21 protein-coding genes are annotated in these 19,588 nt (G+C 65.8%); 11 read left to right on the top strand and 10 right to left on the bottom strand.

The features are described 5' to 3' along the window. Positions 1–28 precede the first annotated feature (28 nt). Both lysS and pyrH read right to left on the bottom strand, forming a co-directional pair. Positions 29–1,669 (bottom strand): lysine--tRNA ligase, encoded by a 1,641-nt coding sequence (gene lysS / locus HTIA_RS08345; protein ID WP_008525972.1) that lies wholly within the window; start codon positions 1,667–1,669, stop codon positions 29–31. 54 nt (positions 1,670–1,723) lie between these two features. Then, on the bottom strand, positions 1,724–2,416 hold the full coding sequence (pyrH, locus tag HTIA_RS08340; protein WP_008525971.1) for a UMP kinase: 693 nt from the start codon (positions 2,414–2,416) through the stop codon (positions 1,724–1,726). Positions 2,417–2,737: 321 nt separating this feature from the next. On the opposite strand from pyrH, the gene HTIA_RS08335 reads away from it, so the two are divergent. The 3 genes from HTIA_RS08335 to HTIA_RS08325 all read left to right on the top strand — a co-directional run bounded on the left by HTIA_RS08335 (position 2,738) and on the right by HTIA_RS08325 (position 5,233). After that, on the top strand, positions 2,738–2,995 hold the full coding sequence (locus HTIA_RS08335; RefSeq protein WP_008525970.1) for a DUF7123 family protein: 258 nt from the start codon (positions 2,738–2,740) through the stop codon (positions 2,993–2,995). An 88-nt stretch (positions 2,996–3,083) separates the two neighbouring features. Next, positions 3,084–4,223: a site-2 protease family protein gene (locus HTIA_RS08330; protein WP_008525969.1), complete on the top strand. Its 1,140-nt coding sequence runs from the start codon at positions 3,084–3,086 to the stop codon at positions 4,221–4,223. Between the two features lie 86 nt (positions 4,224–4,309). Further along, positions 4,310–5,233 (top strand): hypothetical protein, encoded by a 924-nt coding sequence (locus tag HTIA_RS08325; protein ID WP_008525967.1) that lies wholly within the window; start codon positions 4,310–4,312, stop codon positions 5,231–5,233. Positions 5,234–5,255: 22 nt separating this feature from the next. On the opposite strand, the gene thiL is transcribed toward HTIA_RS08325, so the two are convergent. Next, entirely contained in the window at positions 5,256–6,134 is an 879-nt protein-coding gene (gene thiL / locus HTIA_RS08320) for a thiamine-phosphate kinase (RefSeq protein ID WP_008527548.1), read from the bottom strand. 132 nt (positions 6,135–6,266) lie between these two features. Between thiL and HTIA_RS08315 the strand changes: the two genes are divergently transcribed. The 6 genes from HTIA_RS08315 to HTIA_RS08290 all read left to right on the top strand — a co-directional run bounded on the left by HTIA_RS08315 (position 6,267) and on the right by HTIA_RS08290 (position 11,683). After that, complete coding sequence (locus tag HTIA_RS08315; RefSeq protein WP_008527549.1) at positions 6,267–7,292, top strand: lysylphosphatidylglycerol synthase transmembrane domain-containing protein; 1,026 nt, start codon at positions 6,267–6,269, stop codon at positions 7,290–7,292. A 92-nt stretch (positions 7,293–7,384) separates the two neighbouring features. Beyond that, complete coding sequence (locus HTIA_RS08310) at positions 7,385–7,846, top strand: 30S ribosomal protein S19e (protein WP_008527550.1); 462 nt, start codon at positions 7,385–7,387, stop codon at positions 7,844–7,846. A gap of 82 nt (positions 7,847–7,928) precedes the next feature. Continuing rightward, positions 7,929–8,279 carry a DNA-binding protein gene (locus tag HTIA_RS08305; RefSeq protein WP_008527551.1) on the top strand — a complete coding sequence of 117 codons (351 nt, stop codon included), beginning with the start codon at positions 7,929–7,931 and terminating at the stop codon, positions 8,277–8,279. Beyond that, a complete protein-coding gene (locus tag HTIA_RS08300; RefSeq protein ID WP_008527552.1) occupies positions 8,280–8,957 on the top strand; it encodes a DUF7411 family protein in 678 nt (225 codons plus the stop codon). 96 nt (positions 8,958–9,053) lie between these two features. Beyond that, positions 9,054–10,358: a histidine--tRNA ligase gene (gene hisS, locus HTIA_RS08295; RefSeq protein ID WP_008527553.1), complete on the top strand. Its 1,305-nt coding sequence runs from the start codon at positions 9,054–9,056 to the stop codon at positions 10,356–10,358. A 71-nt stretch (positions 10,359–10,429) separates the two neighbouring features. After that, positions 10,430–11,683 carry a hypothetical protein gene (locus HTIA_RS08290; RefSeq protein ID WP_008527554.1) on the top strand — a complete coding sequence of 418 codons (1,254 nt, stop codon included), beginning with the start codon at positions 10,430–10,432 and terminating at the stop codon, positions 11,681–11,683. Between the two features lie 13 nt (positions 11,684–11,696). Here the strand turns inward: HTIA_RS08290 and HTIA_RS08285 are convergent, their stop codons facing one another. Both HTIA_RS08285 and HTIA_RS08280 read right to left on the bottom strand, forming a co-directional pair. Continuing rightward, positions 11,697–11,942, bottom strand: a complete 246-nt coding sequence (locus tag HTIA_RS08285) for a hypothetical protein (protein ID WP_008527555.1) — start codon at positions 11,940–11,942, stop codon at positions 11,697–11,699. Positions 11,943–11,976: 34 nt separating this feature from the next. Next, the gene (locus HTIA_RS08280; protein WP_008527556.1) at positions 11,977–12,645 is read right to left on the bottom strand and encodes an HAD family hydrolase; all 669 of its coding nucleotides are present in this window, start codon (positions 12,643–12,645) and stop codon (positions 11,977–11,979) included. A gap of 83 nt (positions 12,646–12,728) precedes the next feature. Between HTIA_RS08280 and truA the strand changes: the two genes are divergently transcribed. Beyond that, complete coding sequence (truA, locus tag HTIA_RS08275) at positions 12,729–13,550, top strand: tRNA pseudouridine(38-40) synthase TruA (RefSeq protein WP_008527557.1); 822 nt, start codon at positions 12,729–12,731, stop codon at positions 13,548–13,550. A 15-nt stretch (positions 13,551–13,565) separates the two neighbouring features. Here the strand turns inward: truA and HTIA_RS08270 are convergent, their stop codons facing one another. The 4 genes from HTIA_RS08270 to HTIA_RS08255 all read right to left on the bottom strand — a co-directional run bounded on the left by HTIA_RS08270 (position 13,566) and on the right by HTIA_RS08255 (position 17,546). Next, positions 13,566–15,011, bottom strand: a complete 1,446-nt coding sequence (locus HTIA_RS08270; RefSeq protein WP_020936238.1) for an NAD(P)(+) transhydrogenase (Re/Si-specific) subunit beta — start codon at positions 15,009–15,011, stop codon at positions 13,566–13,568. A gap of 1 nt (position 15,012) precedes the next feature. Then, positions 15,013–15,294 carry an NAD(P) transhydrogenase subunit alpha gene (locus HTIA_RS08265; protein ID WP_008527559.1) on the bottom strand — a complete coding sequence of 94 codons (282 nt, stop codon included), beginning with the start codon at positions 15,292–15,294 and terminating at the stop codon, positions 15,013–15,015. Between the two features lie 45 nt (positions 15,295–15,339). Continuing rightward, positions 15,340–16,677 (bottom strand): Re/Si-specific NAD(P)(+) transhydrogenase subunit alpha, encoded by a 1,338-nt coding sequence (locus HTIA_RS08260; protein ID WP_008527560.1) that lies wholly within the window; start codon positions 16,675–16,677, stop codon positions 15,340–15,342. A 209-nt stretch (positions 16,678–16,886) separates the two neighbouring features. Further along, positions 16,887–17,546 (bottom strand): RNA ligase partner protein, encoded by a 660-nt coding sequence (locus tag HTIA_RS08255; RefSeq protein ID WP_008527561.1) that lies wholly within the window; start codon positions 17,544–17,546, stop codon positions 16,887–16,889. A 126-nt stretch (positions 17,547–17,672) separates the two neighbouring features. Here HTIA_RS08255 and HTIA_RS08250 point away from each other — a divergent pair, with 126 nt between their 5' ends. Beyond that, a complete protein-coding gene (locus tag HTIA_RS08250; protein WP_020936236.1) occupies positions 17,673–18,065 on the top strand; it encodes a DUF6276 family protein in 393 nt (130 codons plus the stop codon). Between the two features lie 209 nt (positions 18,066–18,274). Here HTIA_RS08250 and prf1 read toward each other — a convergent pair whose 3' ends face one another. Beyond that, positions 18,275–19,528 carry a peptide chain release factor aRF-1 gene (prf1, locus tag HTIA_RS08245; protein ID WP_008527563.1) on the bottom strand — a complete coding sequence of 418 codons (1,254 nt, stop codon included), beginning with the start codon at positions 19,526–19,528 and terminating at the stop codon, positions 18,275–18,277. Positions 19,529–19,588: the final 60 nt, after the last annotated feature.

The following is a 19,588-nucleotide window of genomic DNA, read 5'->3' as shown; positions in this document are numbered from 1 at the left end:
CCCGTGTGACGATACGTCTAACCGACCGTTATCGGTCGCGTCGCAGCCGATCCACGACGAACGCCTGATCGAGTTTCGCCAGGAACGGCCCGAGCTTGGGTCCTTCCTCGAGCCCGAACAGCAATCGATAGCCAGCCGCGAAAAACTCACTCACTTCGAGGTCGTATTCGTCGGCGAGTTCGTAGATCTTTGCCTGGATCGCCTCGCCGTCGTTGCCGGCTGCGACGAACTCCGCGAGGTCGTCGAGGGCGGCCCCCGTTCCGGTGTCGAAGTCCACGTCCGGCAACTCCTCGCGTTTGAGGTCGTAGTTGAACGCGTTGTCCGTCCGTCGCGCCCACGCGCGGGCGCGATCGACCCGCCCGAGCGCCTCCTCGACCGCCCACTCCGGGGCGTCATCGGGGATGTGGCCCTCGCGGCGGGCGATCTCCTCGCGGAGATCGGGGTCGTCGGTCATCCCGAGCACTGCGGCGAACGTGTAGGGGATGCGAATCCGCTCCTCGCGCGGTTCGTCGACCGCGATCGGGTAGACGCGCTCGGCGCGTTCGCGCTCTTGCTCGTCGGCGTCTTCCCTGCCGAAGTAGACGGCTTCGAGCCGGTCGAACTCCTCGACGAGCTGGTCGAGGTGGGCGATGGAGAAGTCCCGCTGTTTGCGCGGGTCCTTGGTGAAGAAATACCTGAGCACGGCCGGATCAACGAGCTCCAGCACTTCGGCGGCGGTGACGATGTTGCCCGACGACGAGGACAGCGCCTCGCCGTCGAGGGTGAACCACTCGTAGACCATCGGCACCGGGGGCTCGACCTCGAAGACGTTTCGGGCGACGTCGACGCCGGAGGGCCAGGATCCTTCGGCGTGGTCCTTGCCGAAGGGCTCGAAGTCCACGCCCAGAACCGCCCACTGTGCCGGCCACTCGAAGCGCCAGGGAAGCTTCCCTTCGCGGAGGCTCACCTCGCCCTCGTGGCCACACCCTTCGATGGTCTCCTCGCCCACATTGACGTCCCGACACTCGTAGGTAACGGTGCCGTCGGCCGGATCGACGTCGGTGATCCCGTCGGTCAGGATGCCACAGGACGCACATTCGACCTGGAAGGGGACGTAGTCGTCGTCGACGCTCGCCTGGTACTCGCCGAGAACCTCGCGTGCGCGCTCCTGGTTTGCCAGCACGTGGCGCGTCAGGTCCTCGAAGTCGCCCTCGGCGTAGCGCTCGGTGTTCGAGACGACCTCGATCGGGACGTCGAGTAGCTCCGCACTTTCCGCCAGCAGGGTCGTGAAGTGCGCGCCATACGAGTCACAGCATCCGAAGGGATCGGGAACCGACGTGTATGGCTTGCCCAGGTTCCGGCCGAGCGCTCCGGCGTCGACCTCACCAAGCCCGACGACGTTCCACTCCAGATCGGCGAGCCGTCGGGGGATCTTCCGGAGGCGGTCCGTGTCGTCGCTGGTGAACACCTGCCGGACCTCGTGGCCGCGCTCGCGAAGCACTTCGGCGACGACGTACCCACGGACGATCTCGTTCAGATGACCGATGTGGGGCACGCCAGAGGGCGAGACGCCGCCCTTGATCACGATCGGGTCGTCGGGGTCGCGCGCCTCGATCGCGTCGGCGACGGCGTCGGCCCAGAACGTCGCCGTTCCGTCCTCGATCGTGGCGTATGGATTGTCGTCGGTCATCTCCGGGTCACCGCTACGTTCGGGGTGTATATGATGTATCTCATCGTATACGCCTCACGCCTGCCCGTTCGGGACGATCTCGGTCCCGTCGTGGACGTCGTCTTCGACCGCATCGCGGACTCGCTGTGGATCGCTGCCGTCGAGGACGATCGCCCGGATGCCCGAGCGTTCGATGAGTTTCGCCGCGAGCAGGTCGACCGGCGCGTTGGACCCGGCGTTCATCTCGATGCCGGCGATCACGTCGACGAGTTCGCCCACGGAGAGCGTCTCGAATTTGCTCGCGTCGGCGTCGACGTCTGGGTCGGCGTCGAAGACGCCCGGGACGCTCGTGGCGTACACCAGCAGGTCCGCGTTGACGTACTCGGCGAAGGCGGCGCTGACGGCGTCGGTCGTCTGGCCGGCGACGGTCCCGCCCAGGACTGGGACATCGCCGCGTCTGAGTGCTTCTCGGCCTTCCTCGTAGGTTTCCGAGGGCTCGGGCGCGGCGAGTTCGCCGAGCGCTGCGATCAGGAGTCGGGCGTTCAACCGCGTCACCGCGATCCCCATGTGGTCGAGTTCCATCTCGTTGGCGTCGAGTGCCCGGGCTGCCTCGATGTACTCCCGGGCGACGGTTCCACCACCGGTGACGACGCCGACCTCGTGGCCGGCTGCCTCGAGGTCCGCAAGTGCGTCGGCGTAGCCAGCGACGCGATCCGCGTCCAGATCCGGCGCGAGCACGCTTCCGCCGATAGAGACGACGACTTTCATTGGGTCGGCGTAACCCCGATTGGCTCTTAAGGGTTGTCAAGCGCGTTCCGTGCGTCTCGTCGCGCGACCGACGATCGGCCGCGTCTGACGCACTCACTCCGGTCTGGGACGGCGACTCGCGGCTGTCTCGCCGGTTATTATATTCTTTTTCTGAACTCAGAAATAATCTCTAAGATCTATTTATAAAATATTTCAGCCCCTCTCAAAACGTCGTGAAATATCGGATTTAACTCCCAAAACGGCTGAAACGGCACGAAGTGACTCGAATGTTCGCTCCCTTATATGCCCCTCCAGGGGATAGAGATGAGCGAAGTGGTTCACATGAGCACCAAAGCAACGCCCTCCCCGGAACGCGAGGAGTCGACTGCCAGCAAGGAACAGCGGCTACGCGCGTTCTTGAAGCGCAAAGCCGACGACGGTGAGATGTACTTCAAGAGCAAGTTCATCGCCGACGAGGTCGGCCTCTCGCCGAAGGAGATCGGCGCGATCATGGTCAAACTCAGCGATTCGGCCCCCGATCTCGACGTCGAGAAGTGGTCGTATACGAGCGCGACCACCTGGCGCGTCGAGCCCGCCTGACGCGGAGATCGCTTCACACCCGCGATCACCTGGTCCCCTGCCCGCGGGCGTCGGTGTTTTACGTCGCCAACCCTTCAGAGACGCGTAGATGTCACCCGAGGAGCTGTCGAGCGATCCTCCCGGCGTCGGAGCGCTTTCGTCGGTCTTTCACGTCTATCGCGTCGAACGCGACGGTGAAGAGATCCAATTCGTCGGCGAGCCACTGATCCCGCCGGGCACCCTCTCGAAGGAGGTCACGCCCCTGTTCGCCCAGCGAGGGTACGACGTCGAGGTAACGCGGCGTCACGGCGACGGCGGCCCCGCGCCCTACGCACTGGTCGCCCAACCGGAGTCGGTCGGAATCGACGGAATCCCGTGGGGCAACCTCGTGATGTTCGTCCTCACGGTCGCCACGACGCTATACGCGGGCACGTGGTGGTATCACATCGACCTCGCCGGCGATCCCCTGAACCTCCTCGAAGCCTGGCCGTTCACCGCCGCCGTGCTCGGCGTCCTCGCCACGCACGAACTCGGTCACTACGTGTTGAGTCGCTACCACGGTGTCGACGCGAGCCTTCCGTACTTCATCCCCGTTCCACCGCCGATCGGGACGATGGGTGCGATCATCCGGATGCGTGGGCAGATCCCGTCCCGAAAAGCCCTCTTCGACATCGGTGTCGCCGGCCCGTTGGCCGGCCTCGCCGCGACGATCGTCGTGACGGTGGTCGGACTCCATCTCGATCCCATTTCGGTCCCAGCCGCGGCCGCCCAACCGGCAGAGGGGGCCGCGTCGATCCAGTTCAACGACCCGCCCCTGCTCACGCTGCTCGCCGAGCTGGTCGGCCAACCGCTCACGTACGACGACCCGACGAAAGCCGTCAACCCGGTCGTCTTCGGCGGATGGGTCGGCATGTTCGTGACCTTCCTCAACCTGATCCCGGTCGGCCAACTCGACGGCGGGCACATCCTCCGGGCCGCGCTTGGGCGACGCCAGGAGACGGTCGCCGCGGCGGTCCCCGGCGTCCTCTTCGCGATGGCGGGCGGGCTGTACTTCCTGACGGAGTACACCCAGTCGACGATCCTCTGGGGGATCTGGGGCGTGATCGCGCTGGTGATGGTCCGGGCCGGCTCGGCGACACCGCTCCGGGAAGGCTCGATCGGCAACAAGCGTCTCGCGCTCGCCGGGCTCACCTTCCTGGCCGGTGCGCTGTGTTTCATGCCGGTCCCGATCGAGATCGTGATGGCGTGAGTGGCCGATTGCGTGGGGCTCTCCCCGATCCTGGCTCGAACGCGATACGCTTTTTCCTCGGCATGCGGTAGATTCTCCCGATACCCGTGGTCTCTCTCCCCGAACCGCTCGCCGGGTTCCGCCGGTGGCTCCCCAGCGAGTTCTCGACGGCGAGCGTCCTCAAACGCGAACTCAAGGCCCGGCTCGTCAGGCCGTTCGTCCGCCAGGACTACGAGCCGATCTCCTTCGCCGATCGCGATTGGGACACGCTCGTCGTCCTCGACGCCTGCCGGTACGACGTCTTCGAAGCGAACAACCCCTTTCCCGTGGCGGCCGAGCGCGTCAACTCGAACGCGAGTCACACCAGCGACTTTCTCTCGAAGAACTTCGCCGGCGATCACCCCGACACCGTCTACGTGACCGCGAGCCCGCAGGTGGCCAACCACGGCGGCGACTTCGCCCACGTCGAACACGTCTGGACGGACGGCTGGGACGACGCCACTGACACGGTCCTGCCCGAGACGGTGACCGACCGCGCACTCGCGATCGCCGAGGCCTATCCCGAGAAACGACTCGTCGTCCACTACATGCAACCCCACTACCCCTTCATCGGCTCGACGGGCGAAGATCTCGCCGCGCAGGGCTCGTTCCTCGACGGCCGCGAAGACCGGGCCTACCCCTCCGCCTGGGAGCGTCTCGACGCCGGCGTGGCCGACGAAGCACAGGTCTGGGACGCCTACGAGGAGAATCTTCAGGTCGCCCTCCCCGAAGTACAGCGTCTCGTCGGCGAACTCACGGGCAAGACCGTCGTCACCAGCGACCACGGCAACCTCTTCGGCGAGCGCGTCTCGGCGCTGCCGATCGACATCTACGGACACCCGCCCGGGATCGCCGACGAAGAACTCACTGCCGTCCCCTGGGTCGAACTCCCCTTCGAGGAGCGCCGTGAGATTCACGGCGGCGAGACGCGAACAGCGACTACAGACGACGGCGACGTCGAAGAGCGCTTGGAGTCGCTGGGCTACGTCTGAGTGCGATACCCTGGGTCGTTTCTCAGGCCGACTCGCCGTGAGTAAATCCTCGATCCGCGAGTGGCTCCCCGTCGAGCGTGATTTCGCCGTCGGCCGTTACTCGACCGATCGATGTGAGTCGTGTCGGCGAGGCTTCGCGCGCGGCGTCGAGGTTTTCGGGTGGGATCGTACACACGAGTTCGAAGTCCTCACCGAAGGAGACAGCCACTTCCTGGCGTTCCTCGGGAGCGGTGACCTCTTCGAGCGCCTCGTCGATCGGCAGCGGCGACTCGACGGCAAAGCCCACGTCGCTCGCTTCGGCGAGCTGGTGGAGCGACCGCGCGAGCCCGTCGCTCGAATCCATCATCGCGCTCGCGTACGGGGCGAGTGCGCGCCCGGCACCGACCCGCGGCTCGAACCGGAAGAGGTCGTTTGCCCGTTCGTACTCGCCGGTCTCGAACAGCCCGAGCGCGGCCGCACTCCGGCCGAGTGTTCCGGTCACGCAGACGATATCTCCGGGGGATGCACCCGAGCGCAGCACGGGATCGTCCGTCCGACCGACTGCGGCGGTCGCGACAGTGAACTCCTCGTGTTCGTCTAAGTCGCCGCCGACGTAGGCCCCGTCGACCGCCGCACAGACGTCGCGCGCGCCGTCGACGAACGCCGTGATCTCCGCGCCGTCGAACGTCGGCGCGCCGTAGACCGCGACCGCCGCCGTCGGCTCTGCCCCCATCGCGGCGACGTCCGACAGCGACGCCCCGACGGCGCGCCACCCGGCCGTGTATCGGGTCGTGCCGACGGGGAAGTCAGTCGACTCGTGGAGCATGTCGATCGTGACGACCAATCCGTCGACGATCGCCGCGTCGTCGCCCGCGGGTTCGAGCCGGTCGGCGATGAGTCCCAGTGCGCTCCGCTCGTCCATAGGTCGGGTTCGCTCCCGGCCGTAATACGCCCGGCGATCGGCTGGGACGGGTGGGTCGCTGGCACGTCCGGTCGAAGTGGTCCTGACCCGGTTCCGGTGGGTTCAAAGCGACCCCTCTCGTGAGTCCCAGGCATGGACGGCGATCGAAAGACGACCGTCGCCGGGTTCGCCGGCGCGCTCGTCGTGCTCGGGTTGCTGTTCTGGGTCGTCGGTATCGACGCCCTGCTCGGCCACCTCTCGCGTGCTCGGCTGCCGATCGTCCTCGCCGTGGTGACGATGACGTTCGTCTGGCTGTCCTGTTGGGGGATGTCCCTGCACACGGTTCTGGGTGCCCTCGACTCGCCGGTCCCCGCCCACACGGCGATCCTGGTGTTCTCTTCGGCAGTCTTTTCGAACGCCATCACGCCGTTCGGCCAGGCCGGCGGTGAGCCTGTCGCGGCGTTGCTCGTCTCGGAGGCTGCCGACAGCGAGTACGAGACCGGTCTCGCCGCGATCGCGAGCGTCGATACGCTCCACTTCGTGCCCTCGATCGGACTCGCGACGATCGGGCTGGGGACTTTCGCCGTCGAGTCGGTCAACCTGGATCAGAATCTCTATTTTGCGGCGGCTGCCGTCGGGCTGCTTGCGGCAGCGTTTCTGGGTGCGGCACTGCTCGGGTGGCGCTATCGCTACGAGATCGAACGCGTGGTCGTCGGCCTCCTGACGCCGGTGATCCGTCGCGTCAGTTTCGTGCTTCCCCGCATCGAGCCGCCGGACAGCAACGTCATCGAAGACCGCATCGAGGGCTTTTTCACGGCGATCGACCGGGTCGCGGGGAGTCGTCGAACGCTGTTGGTCGCCTCGCTGTACTCGACGGCGGGGTGGTTGTCGCTGTCGACGGCGCTGTGGCTGTCGCTTTTCTCGCTCGGTCACGTCGTCCCGTTCGTCGCGACGCTCGTCGTGGTCCCGGTCGCCTCGATCGCGGCGATTACGCCCCTGCCTGGCGGGCTCGGCGGGATCGAGGCCGCCTTCATCGCGCTGGTCGTCTCGACGACGGGGCTCTCGGCGTCGGTCGCCGGCGCTGGCGTCGTCATCTACCGACTCTCGACGTACTGGCTCACCCTCCTCATCGGGGGCAGTACGGCAGCCATTCTGGGTGAACGCTATCGGTCCTCGTGACCGCTGCACGTCCGAGTGCGCATGTGAACGCGGCCCAGACGCCCTTCCGGACAACGATGCGCTTAAATGACGTCACGGGGAAGGATACGTCAATGACGACGCTCTACGACGTTCCGGCCGAGGACCTCATCGAGGCCGTGGCCGAGCAACTCGCGGAGGACAGTGCGATCGAAGCGCCGGAGTGGCTCACTTTCACCACGACCGGAACCGGACGCGAACTCGCCCCCGAACAGGCGGACTTCTGGGAGACTCGCGCCGCGAGTCTCCTCCGGAAGGTCGCCGTCGACAGCCCGGTCGGCGTCGGGGCGCTCGCGACCGCCTACGGCGGGACCAAGCAGGGGACCAACCGCTATCAGGTCCGCCCGAAACACCAGTCCGACGGGAGCCGCAACATCATCCGGACGGCGCTCCAGCAACTCGAGGAGGCCGGCTACGTCTCGACCGCCGAGGGCGAGGGCCGACGCATCACCGCCGAGGGCCAGGCCTTGCTCGACTCGACGGCCGAGGACGTCCTCGAAGACCTCGACCGACCGGAACTCGAACGCTACGCGTAAGTCGGCACTGCCGGTGTGGTGACCACGCAAGCCGCCGAGTAGCGAAATCGTTTTCCCCCCGACTCGACAACAACCCACAACCATGAGTGGCGAGCCATCCGACGACGAACTCGAACAGCTCCGCGAGAAGAAAATGGAGCAGCTCCGCGAGCAAGCCGGCGAAGAGGGAGGCGGTAACCCCCGCGAGGCCGCCCAGCAGCGTGCCGACGCCCAGAAGAAGGCCGTCCTCCGTCAGCACCTGACCGACGACGCTCGCAAGCGACTCAACACGCTCAAGATGTCGAAACCGGACGTCGCCGAGCAGGTCGAGAGTCAACTCGTCGCCATCGCCCAGAGTGGGCGGATCCAGGGAAAGATCGACGACGAGAAGATGGAAGAACTCCTCCGGGAGCTGACGCCCGACTCCAAGAGCTTCAACATCAAACGCCGGTAGATGGAACTCGGCCTCTCGTTCAGCGGCGGGAAGGACTCCGCGCTCGCGGCGTTGCTCGCCGACCCCTTCTTTGATGTCACGCTCGTGACGGCCACGTTCGGCGTGACCGACGCCGCCGAGAACGCCCGCGCGGCCGCTGAGAGAATCGGATTCGCTCACGAGACGATCGAACTCGACCGCGCCGTCGTCGAGACCGCGGTCGAGCGGATGGTCCACGATGGCTATCCTCGAAACGGTATCCAGGAAGTCCACGAGGCCACGCTGGAGGCGGTCGCCGAGGCCGGGTTCGACGCCGTCGGCGACGGGACCCGGCGGGACGACCGCGCGCCGACGGTGTCGCGATCCGTTGCCCAGAGTCTCGAAGATCGCCACGGCGTCCAGTACGTCGCGCCACTCGCCGGCTACGGTCGAGAGACGATCGACGATCTGGCTGGTGAGTTGCTCCGGATCGAGACGGGGCCGAGTGAACAACTGGCGAAGGGCGACTACGAGCACGAGCTCAGAGCCGTGATGGCGGATGAGTACGGCGAGGACGCAATTTACGAAATTTTTCCCGAGCACGTCCAGTCGGTCGTGCGTGGGCGGGATGCAGACGACGAAGATCGCCCCGAATTCGAAGGCCAGCCAATGTTCAAGGGTGACTTCCACGGTGAGTACGAAGGCGGGACAGATGAGTGACGAAGGCCGAATTTACGCAACGATGCGTTTCTGAACACTATTCTCCGACGCGACCGGAAGGAAGGGTTCAAACGCCCGCTGGCCGAACGCAGGGGTATGTACGACGGTATCAAAGGGTTTCGGGACTTCTACCCCGCGGAGATGGCGGCCCACCGTGAGGTCATCGACACGGTCGAGGACACCGCCGCCCGCTACGGGTTCCGCGAGATCGCGACGCCCGCTATCGAGGAGACGCGGATGTACGTCGAGAAGAGCGGCGAGGAGATCACCGAGGACCTCTACAGCTTCGAGGACCAGGGCGGTCGCGACGTGGCGCTGACGCCCGAACTCACGCCCACCGTCGCCCGGATGGTCGTCGAGAAACAGCAGGCCCTGGCAAAGCCGATCAAGTGGTACTCCACCCGCCCCTTCTGGCGCTACGAGGAACCCCAGCAGGGTCGCTTCCGGGAGTTCTACCAGACCAACGTCGACATCTTCGGCAGCGAGGAACCCGAAGCTGACGCCGAAATTCTGGCCTTTGCCGCCGACACGCTGACGAACCTCGGGCTGGACGCCGACGATTTCGACTTCCGTGTCTCCCACCGGGACATCCTCGGCGGCCTCCTGGAGGCCTTCGACGCCGACGTCGACCAGCGCGCCGCGATCCGGGCCGTCGACAAGAGCGCGAAGATCGAAGAGGCCGAGTACTACGATCTGCTGACCGAGTCCGGCCTCTCTTACGAGCAGGCGCAGCGCTTTGACGAACTCCTCGCGACTGACGACCTCGCCGAGCTAACCGATTTCGCGGGCACCGATCGCGTGGCCGACGCCGTGACGAACCTCGAGGCGGTCCTCGACGCCGCCGAGGACTTCGGCGTCCGACAGTACACGACGATCTCCCTGGAGACCGCCCGCGGCCTCGACTACTACACGGGCGTCGTCTTCGAGTGTTTCGACTCCGTCAGCGACGTGTCTCGGGCCGTCTTCGGCGGTGGCCGCTACGACGACCTCATCGAGAGCTTCGGCGGGCAACCGACCCCGGCAGTCGGCGTCGCGCCGGGCGTGATGAACTCGACGCTGCCCCTCCTCCTCCAGCGCGCGGGCGTCTGGCCCGAAGAGGAACTCACGACGGACTACTACGTCCTGCAAGTCGGCGACACACGCCCAGTCGCCGCGCGGATCGCTCGCGAGTTGCGCGAGGCGGGTCACGTCGTCGAGACTGACGTCTCCGGGCGCTCCTTCGGCGGGCAACTCGACTACGCCGACTCGATCAACGCCGAGACGGCCGTCATCGTCGGCGAGCGCGACCTCGAGAACGACGAGATCACGGTCAAGGATATGGGAAGCGGCGATCAGGTGCAGGTTCCCGTCGATGATTTCCCCGGCGACCGCGACCGGCCGACGTACGACGACCTCGCCTGATCTGGCACCGTCCGCTGGTGGCCGTTCGCTGACGAACACTTCTTTGGGTGTCGATACCATAGAACGCGTCGATGGCGGTCGAACTCCGTCCGGCGACGGCACTGCTCGTCCTGGGAGCCGTGCTCCTGGCTGGGGCGGTGGGCTCGCTCGTCGTGACGGAAGCCGTCGGCGAGTCCACGGTCGAGCCGACGTATCTCTCGCTCGAAGACAGTAATCAACAGCTGTGGTCATATACGAGCACGGGTCATGCCTTCGATCGGGCCACGCTCGCGATCAACGCCATCGTCTACGGTGAACCCGCCGGTGTTCGACGCCAGTTGCTCGCCGGGAGTCGGAGTACCTGGAACGAGACAGATCCCGACGAGCGTGACGTCGCCACGGACCCGACTGCCGCAGTGGCGACCGGGCCGACGGTCCAGTGGGACCTCGCGACCGGCTCGAAACGCTACGCCTACGTGAGTGAGGGCACGCCGGGCAACGGGACGTGGCTCACTGCCGACTACCAGGTCCACGACGGGACCTACCTCGGAAGTCGCCATCACGTTCGGGCGTACACGGCTCCCGGCGGTGACGGCGAGTGGACGGCGATGCAGGCCCATCACGAACACTGGGACTGGTTCATGGGCAGACACGTCGTCACGAGCGTCGACAAAGCACAGTCCCATCTCGAACGCGAATTCGTCGCCGGACCGGACGACCTCGAAATACGGCGGATCCCCACCGAGGGGGGCCAGTCGCCCGTCGACCGGTGGATGACCGTCGTCGACTTCCGTGAGCTGGGTGTGACGGTGGGGTCTCTCCTCCCGGTTGCGCTCCTGTTTGCCGTGTCCGGACGCTTCCAGACCGGAACCCGGCAGCTTCGCGAGCGCCTTCCGACAGCTGACATGCGGACGCTCGTCCTCGCCGCCGGCATCGTGGCGGTGACGCTCTCGGTCCGAGTGCTCGGTATCCAACTCGAGGGAGCGCTCGCGACGTCACCGAAGATGATCGCCTTTGGGCTCTATCCTGTTCTCTTCGTCGGGCTCCCGGTCGTGACGTATCTGCTCGCCCGGCCGCTCGACCGTTCGCGGGCCTTTGCCGGCGCGTCGCTCGGGTTCGTGGCCGCCGTGCTACTCGATTACTCGTATCTGGGTGTGTCACATCTCTCGCTCTCGATGCTCGTCTACCGTGGCACGCTGGCGGTCGCGCTCGGGTTGATCGCCGCCGGGAGTTCGCGGACGGAACGTTGCGATCCCGAGCAGGTGAGTCACGTCCGCCTCGGGGTCTTGCTATGGGTCGTGGCGACGGTGTTGCCACTGTTGCGGCACACACCGTTGCCGGTGTGAGCAGCCCGCACTCTCAGTCAAGGCTGCGATACGGTCGCTCCCACGCCGGGGTGAGTTTCGCGTAGACGGCGATGCCGACGAACAGGACGAGATAGTGGGCCCACTGTGGGAGCGCCAGCCAGCGGAACACGGCCGCCGAGACGACGATCCACGTCAGCAAGACGGTTGCGTCGACGATCAACTGATCGCGGTTGTGCCCCAGATACGCGAGCAGTCGGCGGGATCGCGACTGGATTCTCGGCCGGTCAGTGTCGGTCACTGCCTGGGGATATACCTGCCTCCGACAAAACAGTTCACCTCGATTCCGACGACGGCGACAGATCAATCGACGCGTTCGCCGGTTGCTCCCACGTCCCGCCCTTGATTGTCTCGACCGCCTCGGCGAGCGTCCGCTCGCGGCGATCGAGATGGACGTAGCCCATGCCGGTCCGGGCCGCGAATTCGCGGTCGCTGTCGCGATCCCCGACGTAGACGTACGCACCGTCCCCAAGCGCGTCGGCGACCGGGTCGAACATGGCCGGATCGGGCTTGAGACGGTCGAGCGCTTCCCGTGACTGCCCGCGACCGACGGCCACGTCGAACCCCTCGTCGTAGCCCGTGGTTTCGAGGAACGACTCGACGACGTCCTGGGGGGAGTTACTCACGCAGAAGAGCGTCTCGTCGGTCAGTCGGTCAATGGCGTCGAGGTCTGCGAAGGGCGTGAGTTCGCCGGATTGGATGGCCGTGACTTTCGACTCGGTGTAGTGTCGCGTTCGTGTCGCCCACAGCCGGTCCGGCTCGACGTCGAACTCGGCGGCGACGGCTTCGAGGTCGGCCAGGGCGTCCGGATAGAGTTTTCGTCGGTTGGACTCAGTGGGTTCGATGTCGAGTTCGGCCAGGGCGTTGTCGAGTCCACGGTCGAGCCAGGCGAGGTCGGCTGCCGAATTCAGGAGGACGCCGTCGAGGTCGAACCCGAGGTTCATAGTCGTGTGTTCGACATCCAACGTCGAAAAGTGTCCCGGAACGCCGCCGAAAGTCCGAAGCCCTGTCCCGTCGAATTCGGGACGTGACCGACGTTTCGAGACGGGCCTTTCGCATCGCCTACGACGGTCGCCCCTTCCACGGCTTCCAGCGCCAGCCCGACGTTGGGACCGTCTCGGACGCGATCCTCGACGCCCTTCGGGCACTCGACGTCCTCGGAGATGCCGACGACGTGCCGCCCGGCTACGCCGCCGCTGGACGGACGGACGCCGGCGTCTCCGCACTCGCCCAGACCGTCGCTTTCGACTGTCCGGAGTGGCTGACCCCGGCAGCACTCAACAGCGAACTGCCGGCCGACGTCCGGGCGTGGGCGAGTGCCGACGCGTTCGCCGACTTCCACGCCACCCACCACGCCGTCGCCCGCGAGTACACCTATCACCTCCACGCCCCGGACGCTTCGCTGTCGCGGGCGACAGAGGCACTCGACGCCCTCGACGGCGAGCACGATTTTCACAACTTCACGCCCGACGAGACAGGCACTGTTCGGGACCTCTCGGGCGACATCCACCGGGACAGCGACTTTCTGGTCGTCACGCTCCGTGCAGATGGGTTCCCCAGACAGTTCGTCCGGCGGGCAGTCACGGTGGTCGACGCCGTCGCCAGTGGGGCGGCCGGGCTCGACCGGATCGACCGGCTACTCGGGGGCGACCCTGTTGAGGGTCCCGGGGGACTTGCGCCGGCAACCCCCGAAGCGCTTGTCCTGACCGCCGTCGAGTATCCGGGACTCGCGTTCGAACGCGACGAGTCGGCCCTCGCGAGTGCACGTGAAATATTCGAAACAAAAGCGATCGATCACCGGACGAACGCCCGGGTCGCCTCGACGATCGCCGGCGGGATCGATCGGTAAGTGAAAACGATCGCGCTACCGGTTTTCCTTGTACGCGCTGACGAGTTCCTGCATCGACTGCTGGGCGTCGCCAAAGAGCATGCTCGTGTTGTCCTTGGCGAACAGCGGATTCGGAATGCCAGCGAAGCCGGAACTCAGGCTGCGTTTGTTGACGACGACGGACCCGGCGTCCCAGACTTCCAGCACCGGCATGCCCGCGATCGGGCTGTTCTCGTCCTCGTTGGCCGAGGGGTTGACCACGTCGTTGGCCCCGGTGACGATCACGAGGTCGGTCTGGGAGAATTTCGGGTTGATCTCCTCGAGTTCCCGCATCTGCTCGTAGTCGACATCGGCCTCGGCCAGCAGCGCGTTCATGTGACCCGGCATCCGACCGGCGACCGGGTGAATGCCGAACTCGACGTCGACGCCGTCTTCAGTCAGAAGTTCGGCGAGTTCCGCGACGGCGTGTTGGGCCTGGGCGACGGCCATGCCATAGCCCGGCACGATAACGACGCGTTCGGCCACTTCGAGCAGCATCTCGACCTCTTCGGGCGAGGTCTCGGTAATCGACCCCTCGTAGATGTCCTCGACGTCTTCGTCGCCCCCGCTCCCCATCGTCCCGAAGAGGACGTCGAGCAACGGGCGGTTCATCGACTCACACATGATGAACGTGAGGATGAGCCCGGCCGCGCCGACCAGGGTCCCGGCGACGATCAGCGCTGTGTTGTTCAGGACGAACCCAGTGGTGGCGGCTGCGAGCCCGGACATCGAGTTCAACAGCGCGATCACGACCGGCATGTCCGCGCCGCCGATCGGGTACACCAGGACGATACCGAACAGCGACGCCCCGAGGACGAGCACCCAGTAGGACGGCACCCACGCCGACAGCGGGTCGCCGCCCAGCGGGCCGGTCTGGACCACCAGGAACCCGCCGGCGACGACGGCCCCGACGAGGAAGACGCCCTGGAGTGCCTGGCCGGCCTTCCCGCTGACGGGTGGGTCGCCGACCAGCCCGTGGAGTTTGCCGGCTGCGATCAGGCTGCCGAACAGCGTTGCCGACCCGATGATGCCGGCGATCGCCGCCGAGACGGTGAGATCGACCGACAGGGACGCAGTGGTCGCCGGATCGACGGTGTCGACCAGTTCGGCCCCGGCGACGACTGCCGAGGCACCCCCGCCGAACCCGTTGAACAGGCCGACGAGCTGGGGCATCTCGGTCGTCTCGACGCTGACCGCGAGCCACACCCCGACCGACCCGCCGATCAGGAGTGCTGCTGCCAACAGCAGCGGCGAGAGGATCTCGAAGTAAAGCACCGTCGCGAGGACAGCCAGGAACATCCCGCCGGCGGAGAGTTTGTTCCCCCGCTCGGCGGTCCGCGGGTGGGTCATGTCCCGCAATCCCTGGATAAAGAAGACCGCCGCGACCAGGTACGCGAGTTCGATCGCCGCCGGCGGGAGACTCCCGAGCACACCGTCGGCCATCTCAGCGACCACCCTGGTTGAACTCCGCGAGCATGAAGTGACTCACGAGATACCCGCCGACGACGTTGATCGTCGCCATCACGACCGCCAGAAAGCCGAGGACGGTCGCTAGCGTGGTCTCGCCAGACCCGGCGACCAGCACGGAGCCGAGCAGCGTAATGCCCGAAATGGCGTTCGCGCCGGACATCAACGGTGTGTGGAGATTCGTCGGGATCTGGGTGATGATCTCGTAGCCCAGGAAGGCCGCGAGCACGAACAGCGTGAGGTTGGTGACGAGACTCACGGCCGTTCACCTCCTGTCTGCCGTCTTCCTCGCTCGTGCGGTGACTTACGCATCGTTCCCTCCGTCTGTCGGTGAGTCCTGTGTGTCTCCATTCGTTTCGGCATCGTCCCCTCGGTCGGCAGCGTCGTCGGTGTCGTCCCCGTTCTCGTCGGCCGTTCCGTCCCCGTTCTCGTCGGCCGTTCCGTCCCCGTTCGCCTCGTCCGCGTCCGTGGCTCCCTCGCCGGCGTCTGTCTCATCGTCTCCGTCCGTCTCTCCGTCGTCTTCGTGTGGCGCGCGCACCGTCCCGTCGTGAGTGAGCAGCGTCGCGTCGACGATCTCGTCGTCGGTGTCGATCGCGAGGTCGCCCTCCTCGACCAGGAGGTCGAAGAGGTTCCGGAGGTTGTTCGCATAGAGGTCGCTCGCCGTCCGGGGCAGCGTCGACGGCAGGTTCGTCGGGCCGAAGACGGTGACTCCTTCGTACTCGACTCGTTCGTCGGCCTCGGTGACGTCGCAGTTGCCGCCGCCGTCGGCTGCCAGGTCGACGATGACCGAGCCGTGGTCCATCGCGGCGACGGCCTCCTCGGTCACGAGCCGGGGGGCCGGTCCGCCCGGGATCGCCGCCGTCGTGATGACGACGTCGGCCTCGGCGACCTCCTCGCCGAGTTGGGCGCGCTGTTTCCGGTAGAACTCCTCGTCCATCTCCTGGGCGTGGCCTTCCTCGTCTGCGGCGTCGTCGGCGTGGACGTCGAGTTCGACGAAGTCGGCCCCGACGCTCTCGATCTCCTCGGCGGCCTCGGGCCGGATGTCGTAGGCCCTGACCGACGCCCCGAGTCGGTCGGCGGTGGTGATCGCTTGGAGGCCGGCGACGCCAGCGCCGATGACGAAGACGTCGGCGGGCTGGACGGTTCCCGCCGCGGTCATCTGCATCGGCACGAGTTTGTCGAGTTCGCTCGCGGCCAGCACCGTCGCCTTGTAGCCCGCGAGGTTGGCCATCGACGACAGCGCGTCCATGCTCTGGGCGCGACTGATCCGCGGGATGAGTTCGAGCGCGAACGCGCTAACCTGTCGTTCGGCCAGCGTCTCCAGCACGTCGTCGTCGACCTCGTAGGGGCCGAGCAACCCGATGACGGTCTGGCCCTCGCGATACACCTCGGCGTCCCCGTCCTCGATTGCGCCCAACGCCTCCACCTCGAAGATGACGTCGGCGCGATCGAACACCGCCGCCCGGTCGTCGAGGACGTCACAGCCTGCCTCGCGATACGCGTCGTCGTCGAACCCGGCAGTCTCGCCGGCCCCCGCCTCGACGAGGACTTCGTGGCCGTCCTCGAGGAGATCCTCGGCGACCCCGGGGACCACTGCAACTCGGGCTTCGTCGCCGGACGCTGTCGGTACGCCCACGATCATGACTGGCTGGGCAATCTCCGCTGTAGTCGATCTCCCGGTACGACTGCGTTCGTGTATGTCAGCCGATACATAGCGTGATGGCGTCCCATGGCGTAGTCGGTACTGGAGCCACTGGCCTCCGGGTATTATGACTTTCGCAAATAATACGCCGACCGAAACCGAGAGTGTCAAATTCCAAATCGAGAACCGCCCGCCTGCGAGACGATCGCTCAGTCGATGCGTTCGCCAGCCGCTAAATACTCCTCGAGCAGCGAGGGGAACGACCGTCCCCGCAGATACCGCAGGCCGAAGTCCTCGGCCCAGTTGATGATACCGGTGTCTTCGGTGACGACACCCGCCTCGAGTTCGCGAGCGAGGATCAGCAGGTCGAAGTCCTCCCTGGAGTCGAGCACGCCCTGTCTGAGTGCCCGGCGGTACTCGTCCCGGAGATCCGAGATGACCTGATCGACCTCGCTCATGTGTTCGTTGTCCGTTTCCGAGTCGTCGCGAGACTGTTCGGCCTTGCGGACGGCTTTCTCCGAAACCCGAAGGCCTCGATTGACCCGCTCGCTCATCTCGTCGATGAAGCCGTAGACGATCTCGGCCGGGATCATGAGTTCGTACTGGGCCGGGCTCTTGGTGATGACCCAGGTGTCGAGTTTGGCGATCGTCTCGGCGCTGACGTCCCGATCTCTGAGCATCGTCGTGAGTTCGTCGTTGATCGAGGGCGGCATGTAACACGAGATGTTGTGTTCGAGTTTCGCCTCCGCGACGAGGTCGAGCAGGCGGTCGACGGCCTCTTCGATGTCCTCGTCGTCCTCCCGGATCTCCGGGGTGATGAATACCGACGTGTCGAGGACGAATCGCTGCTTCAGCGGACGTTCGGCCATAGTGAACACTTTACACCCCGGCCTCAAATGTGCTCCGGCGACGGCTGGCCGTCCCGGCTGCCCTGCCACGACGGGCGTGGTCACCCCACGGCGTACCTTTTTGGCCGGGGTCTGCGTACGTTCGGTATGGACTGTCCGGAGTGTGGTACCCGGATGCTCGCGTTCGCCGTTCCAGCCGACTTGCGGGAGTACCTCCCTGGCGACGAGCCCGGCGCGACAATCTGTCCCCGCTGTCTGGAGCTCAGGCCGGTCACCGACCCGCCAGAAGAGTCACCGGACTTCCGGCAGATTGCCGACGCCTTCCCCGCCGAGTCCGAGGCCGCGATCCCGATGGCACTCGTCGTGGGATTGCTCTCCTCGCTCGCAATCTATCGCCAGGAGATCTCGGCGCTGCTCGTGAACGTCGAACGCGCGGGCGTCGACCCGCTGCTCGTGATCGACCGGCTGTCGATCGCCGACGGCGTCGAGCCGTCGGTCGACCTTCAGGGCCGACGTCGCCAACTCGAACAGTTGCTCTGATCAGCGATACCCAATCAGTTGGGTATCGTACATAATTACTTCGAGTTACTACGCATCGTTGCGGAGGCAGATCCCTGCGTCCGCACCGAACGCCCGAGACGCCATTTGACAACCGATCCCCAACCCACTGGCGTTATCTCGACGCCGTGTCGGCATTCCCCGTGCCGGGGCGGCATTTTCCCACGACTCACTCTCGAAAGCAGCACCGATCAGATGCCCGTCGAGTACCGCAGAATCCCTGCAATGCCGCCAAAGGCCGTCAACAGCTGTTCGCCCTTCTCGAAGTCCGTCGAGACGAAGATCGTCTCGGTGCCGCGCTGCTCGGCGATCGAGATCAGGTGCTCGATGGCGTCCTCGCGTTCGCCAGTCTCGACGGTCTCGCCACAGGTCGTACAGGTGTGTTCCGGCGTCTCCGCGTTGCGGCCGACGAGTTCGTGTTCCTCGTGGCCGTTCGGACACTCGTAGGTGACGGCGTCCTGCCGGAGGTCCTCGCTGATCAGGAGTTGCTCGACCGACCCCATCATGAGGTTCTGTCGGGTCTGGCCGAAGCCGTAGGTCGCGAGATCGCCGTCGTGGAGTTCTTTGAAGAAGCGCTCCATGACCTGCTTGTCCTGGAGCATCTCGCGTTCGGCCAGGACCGCCTCGGCGGCGTCGACGAGATCGTGCAGGCCCGATTCGTCGGTATAGGCGACGTCGAACTTCCCTAAGACCATGTCCCCGATCTCGTGATGGAGGTAATCGCCGTCGAGGAACTCGTCTTTGGTAGGTGAGGGACCGCCCACGAGGATACCATCGAGGTCGTGGCGCTCGGGAACAAAGAGATCGTTTGCCATGCCGGCGACCTCCTGATAGAAGTTGTCGATCGCCTCCAGGCGCAGGCGGGCGAACCGCTGGGCGGACTGGCCACCTTTGCGTTGTTTGCCCGGGACGAGCGAGGAGGCGGACTTGACGGGCTCGACGCGTTTGCCCCGGAGCCAGCCGACGTTTGCCTCCCGGCGGTCGAGGACGATCAGGCCGAACAGGCCCTTGTCCTCGAGCATGCCTTCGAGCGGTTCGAGCAGGAAATCGGAGTCGCAGTGATATCTGAAGGACTGGATGGGCTGTGGTGGGCTCTCCAGTACTCGTGTGATCATCTCCGTCTGGCCGCCGCCGGCGTCGATCGCACCGGAGAACAGCACGACGCCGTTCTCGGGCGGCTTGGTGTCGTAGTACCGGAGTCGGTCCTTGATGGACTTGAGGGCGTCCTGGACGTTCGTCCGGGTGTCCTTGGACTTGATGTTGCTCGCCTCGCTGTGTTCCTGGGTGACGTGAGCGACGACATCGCTGATCAGCGTGTCGTCGGGGACGTAGATGGTCACCAGCTGGGTGCCGGTGCCGTGATAGTCCTCGAGTTCCTCGATCACCTTCCGGAACTCGTATTTCTGGCGGTCACTCTGTTCCCCGTGGCCTTCCTGGCTACTCATTAGTCCTCTCTAGTCGGATGACCGGTAAGTATGCTTTGACCGCGGGTGTCGATCGGTCGC

The sequence above is a fragment of the Halorhabdus tiamatea SARL4B genome (genome assembly GCF_000470655.1).
Taxonomy (GTDB): Archaea; Halobacteriota; Halobacteria; order Halobacteriales; family Haloarculaceae; genus Halorhabdus; species Halorhabdus tiamatea.
This window is presented reverse-complemented; position numbering and strand designations above follow the sequence as displayed.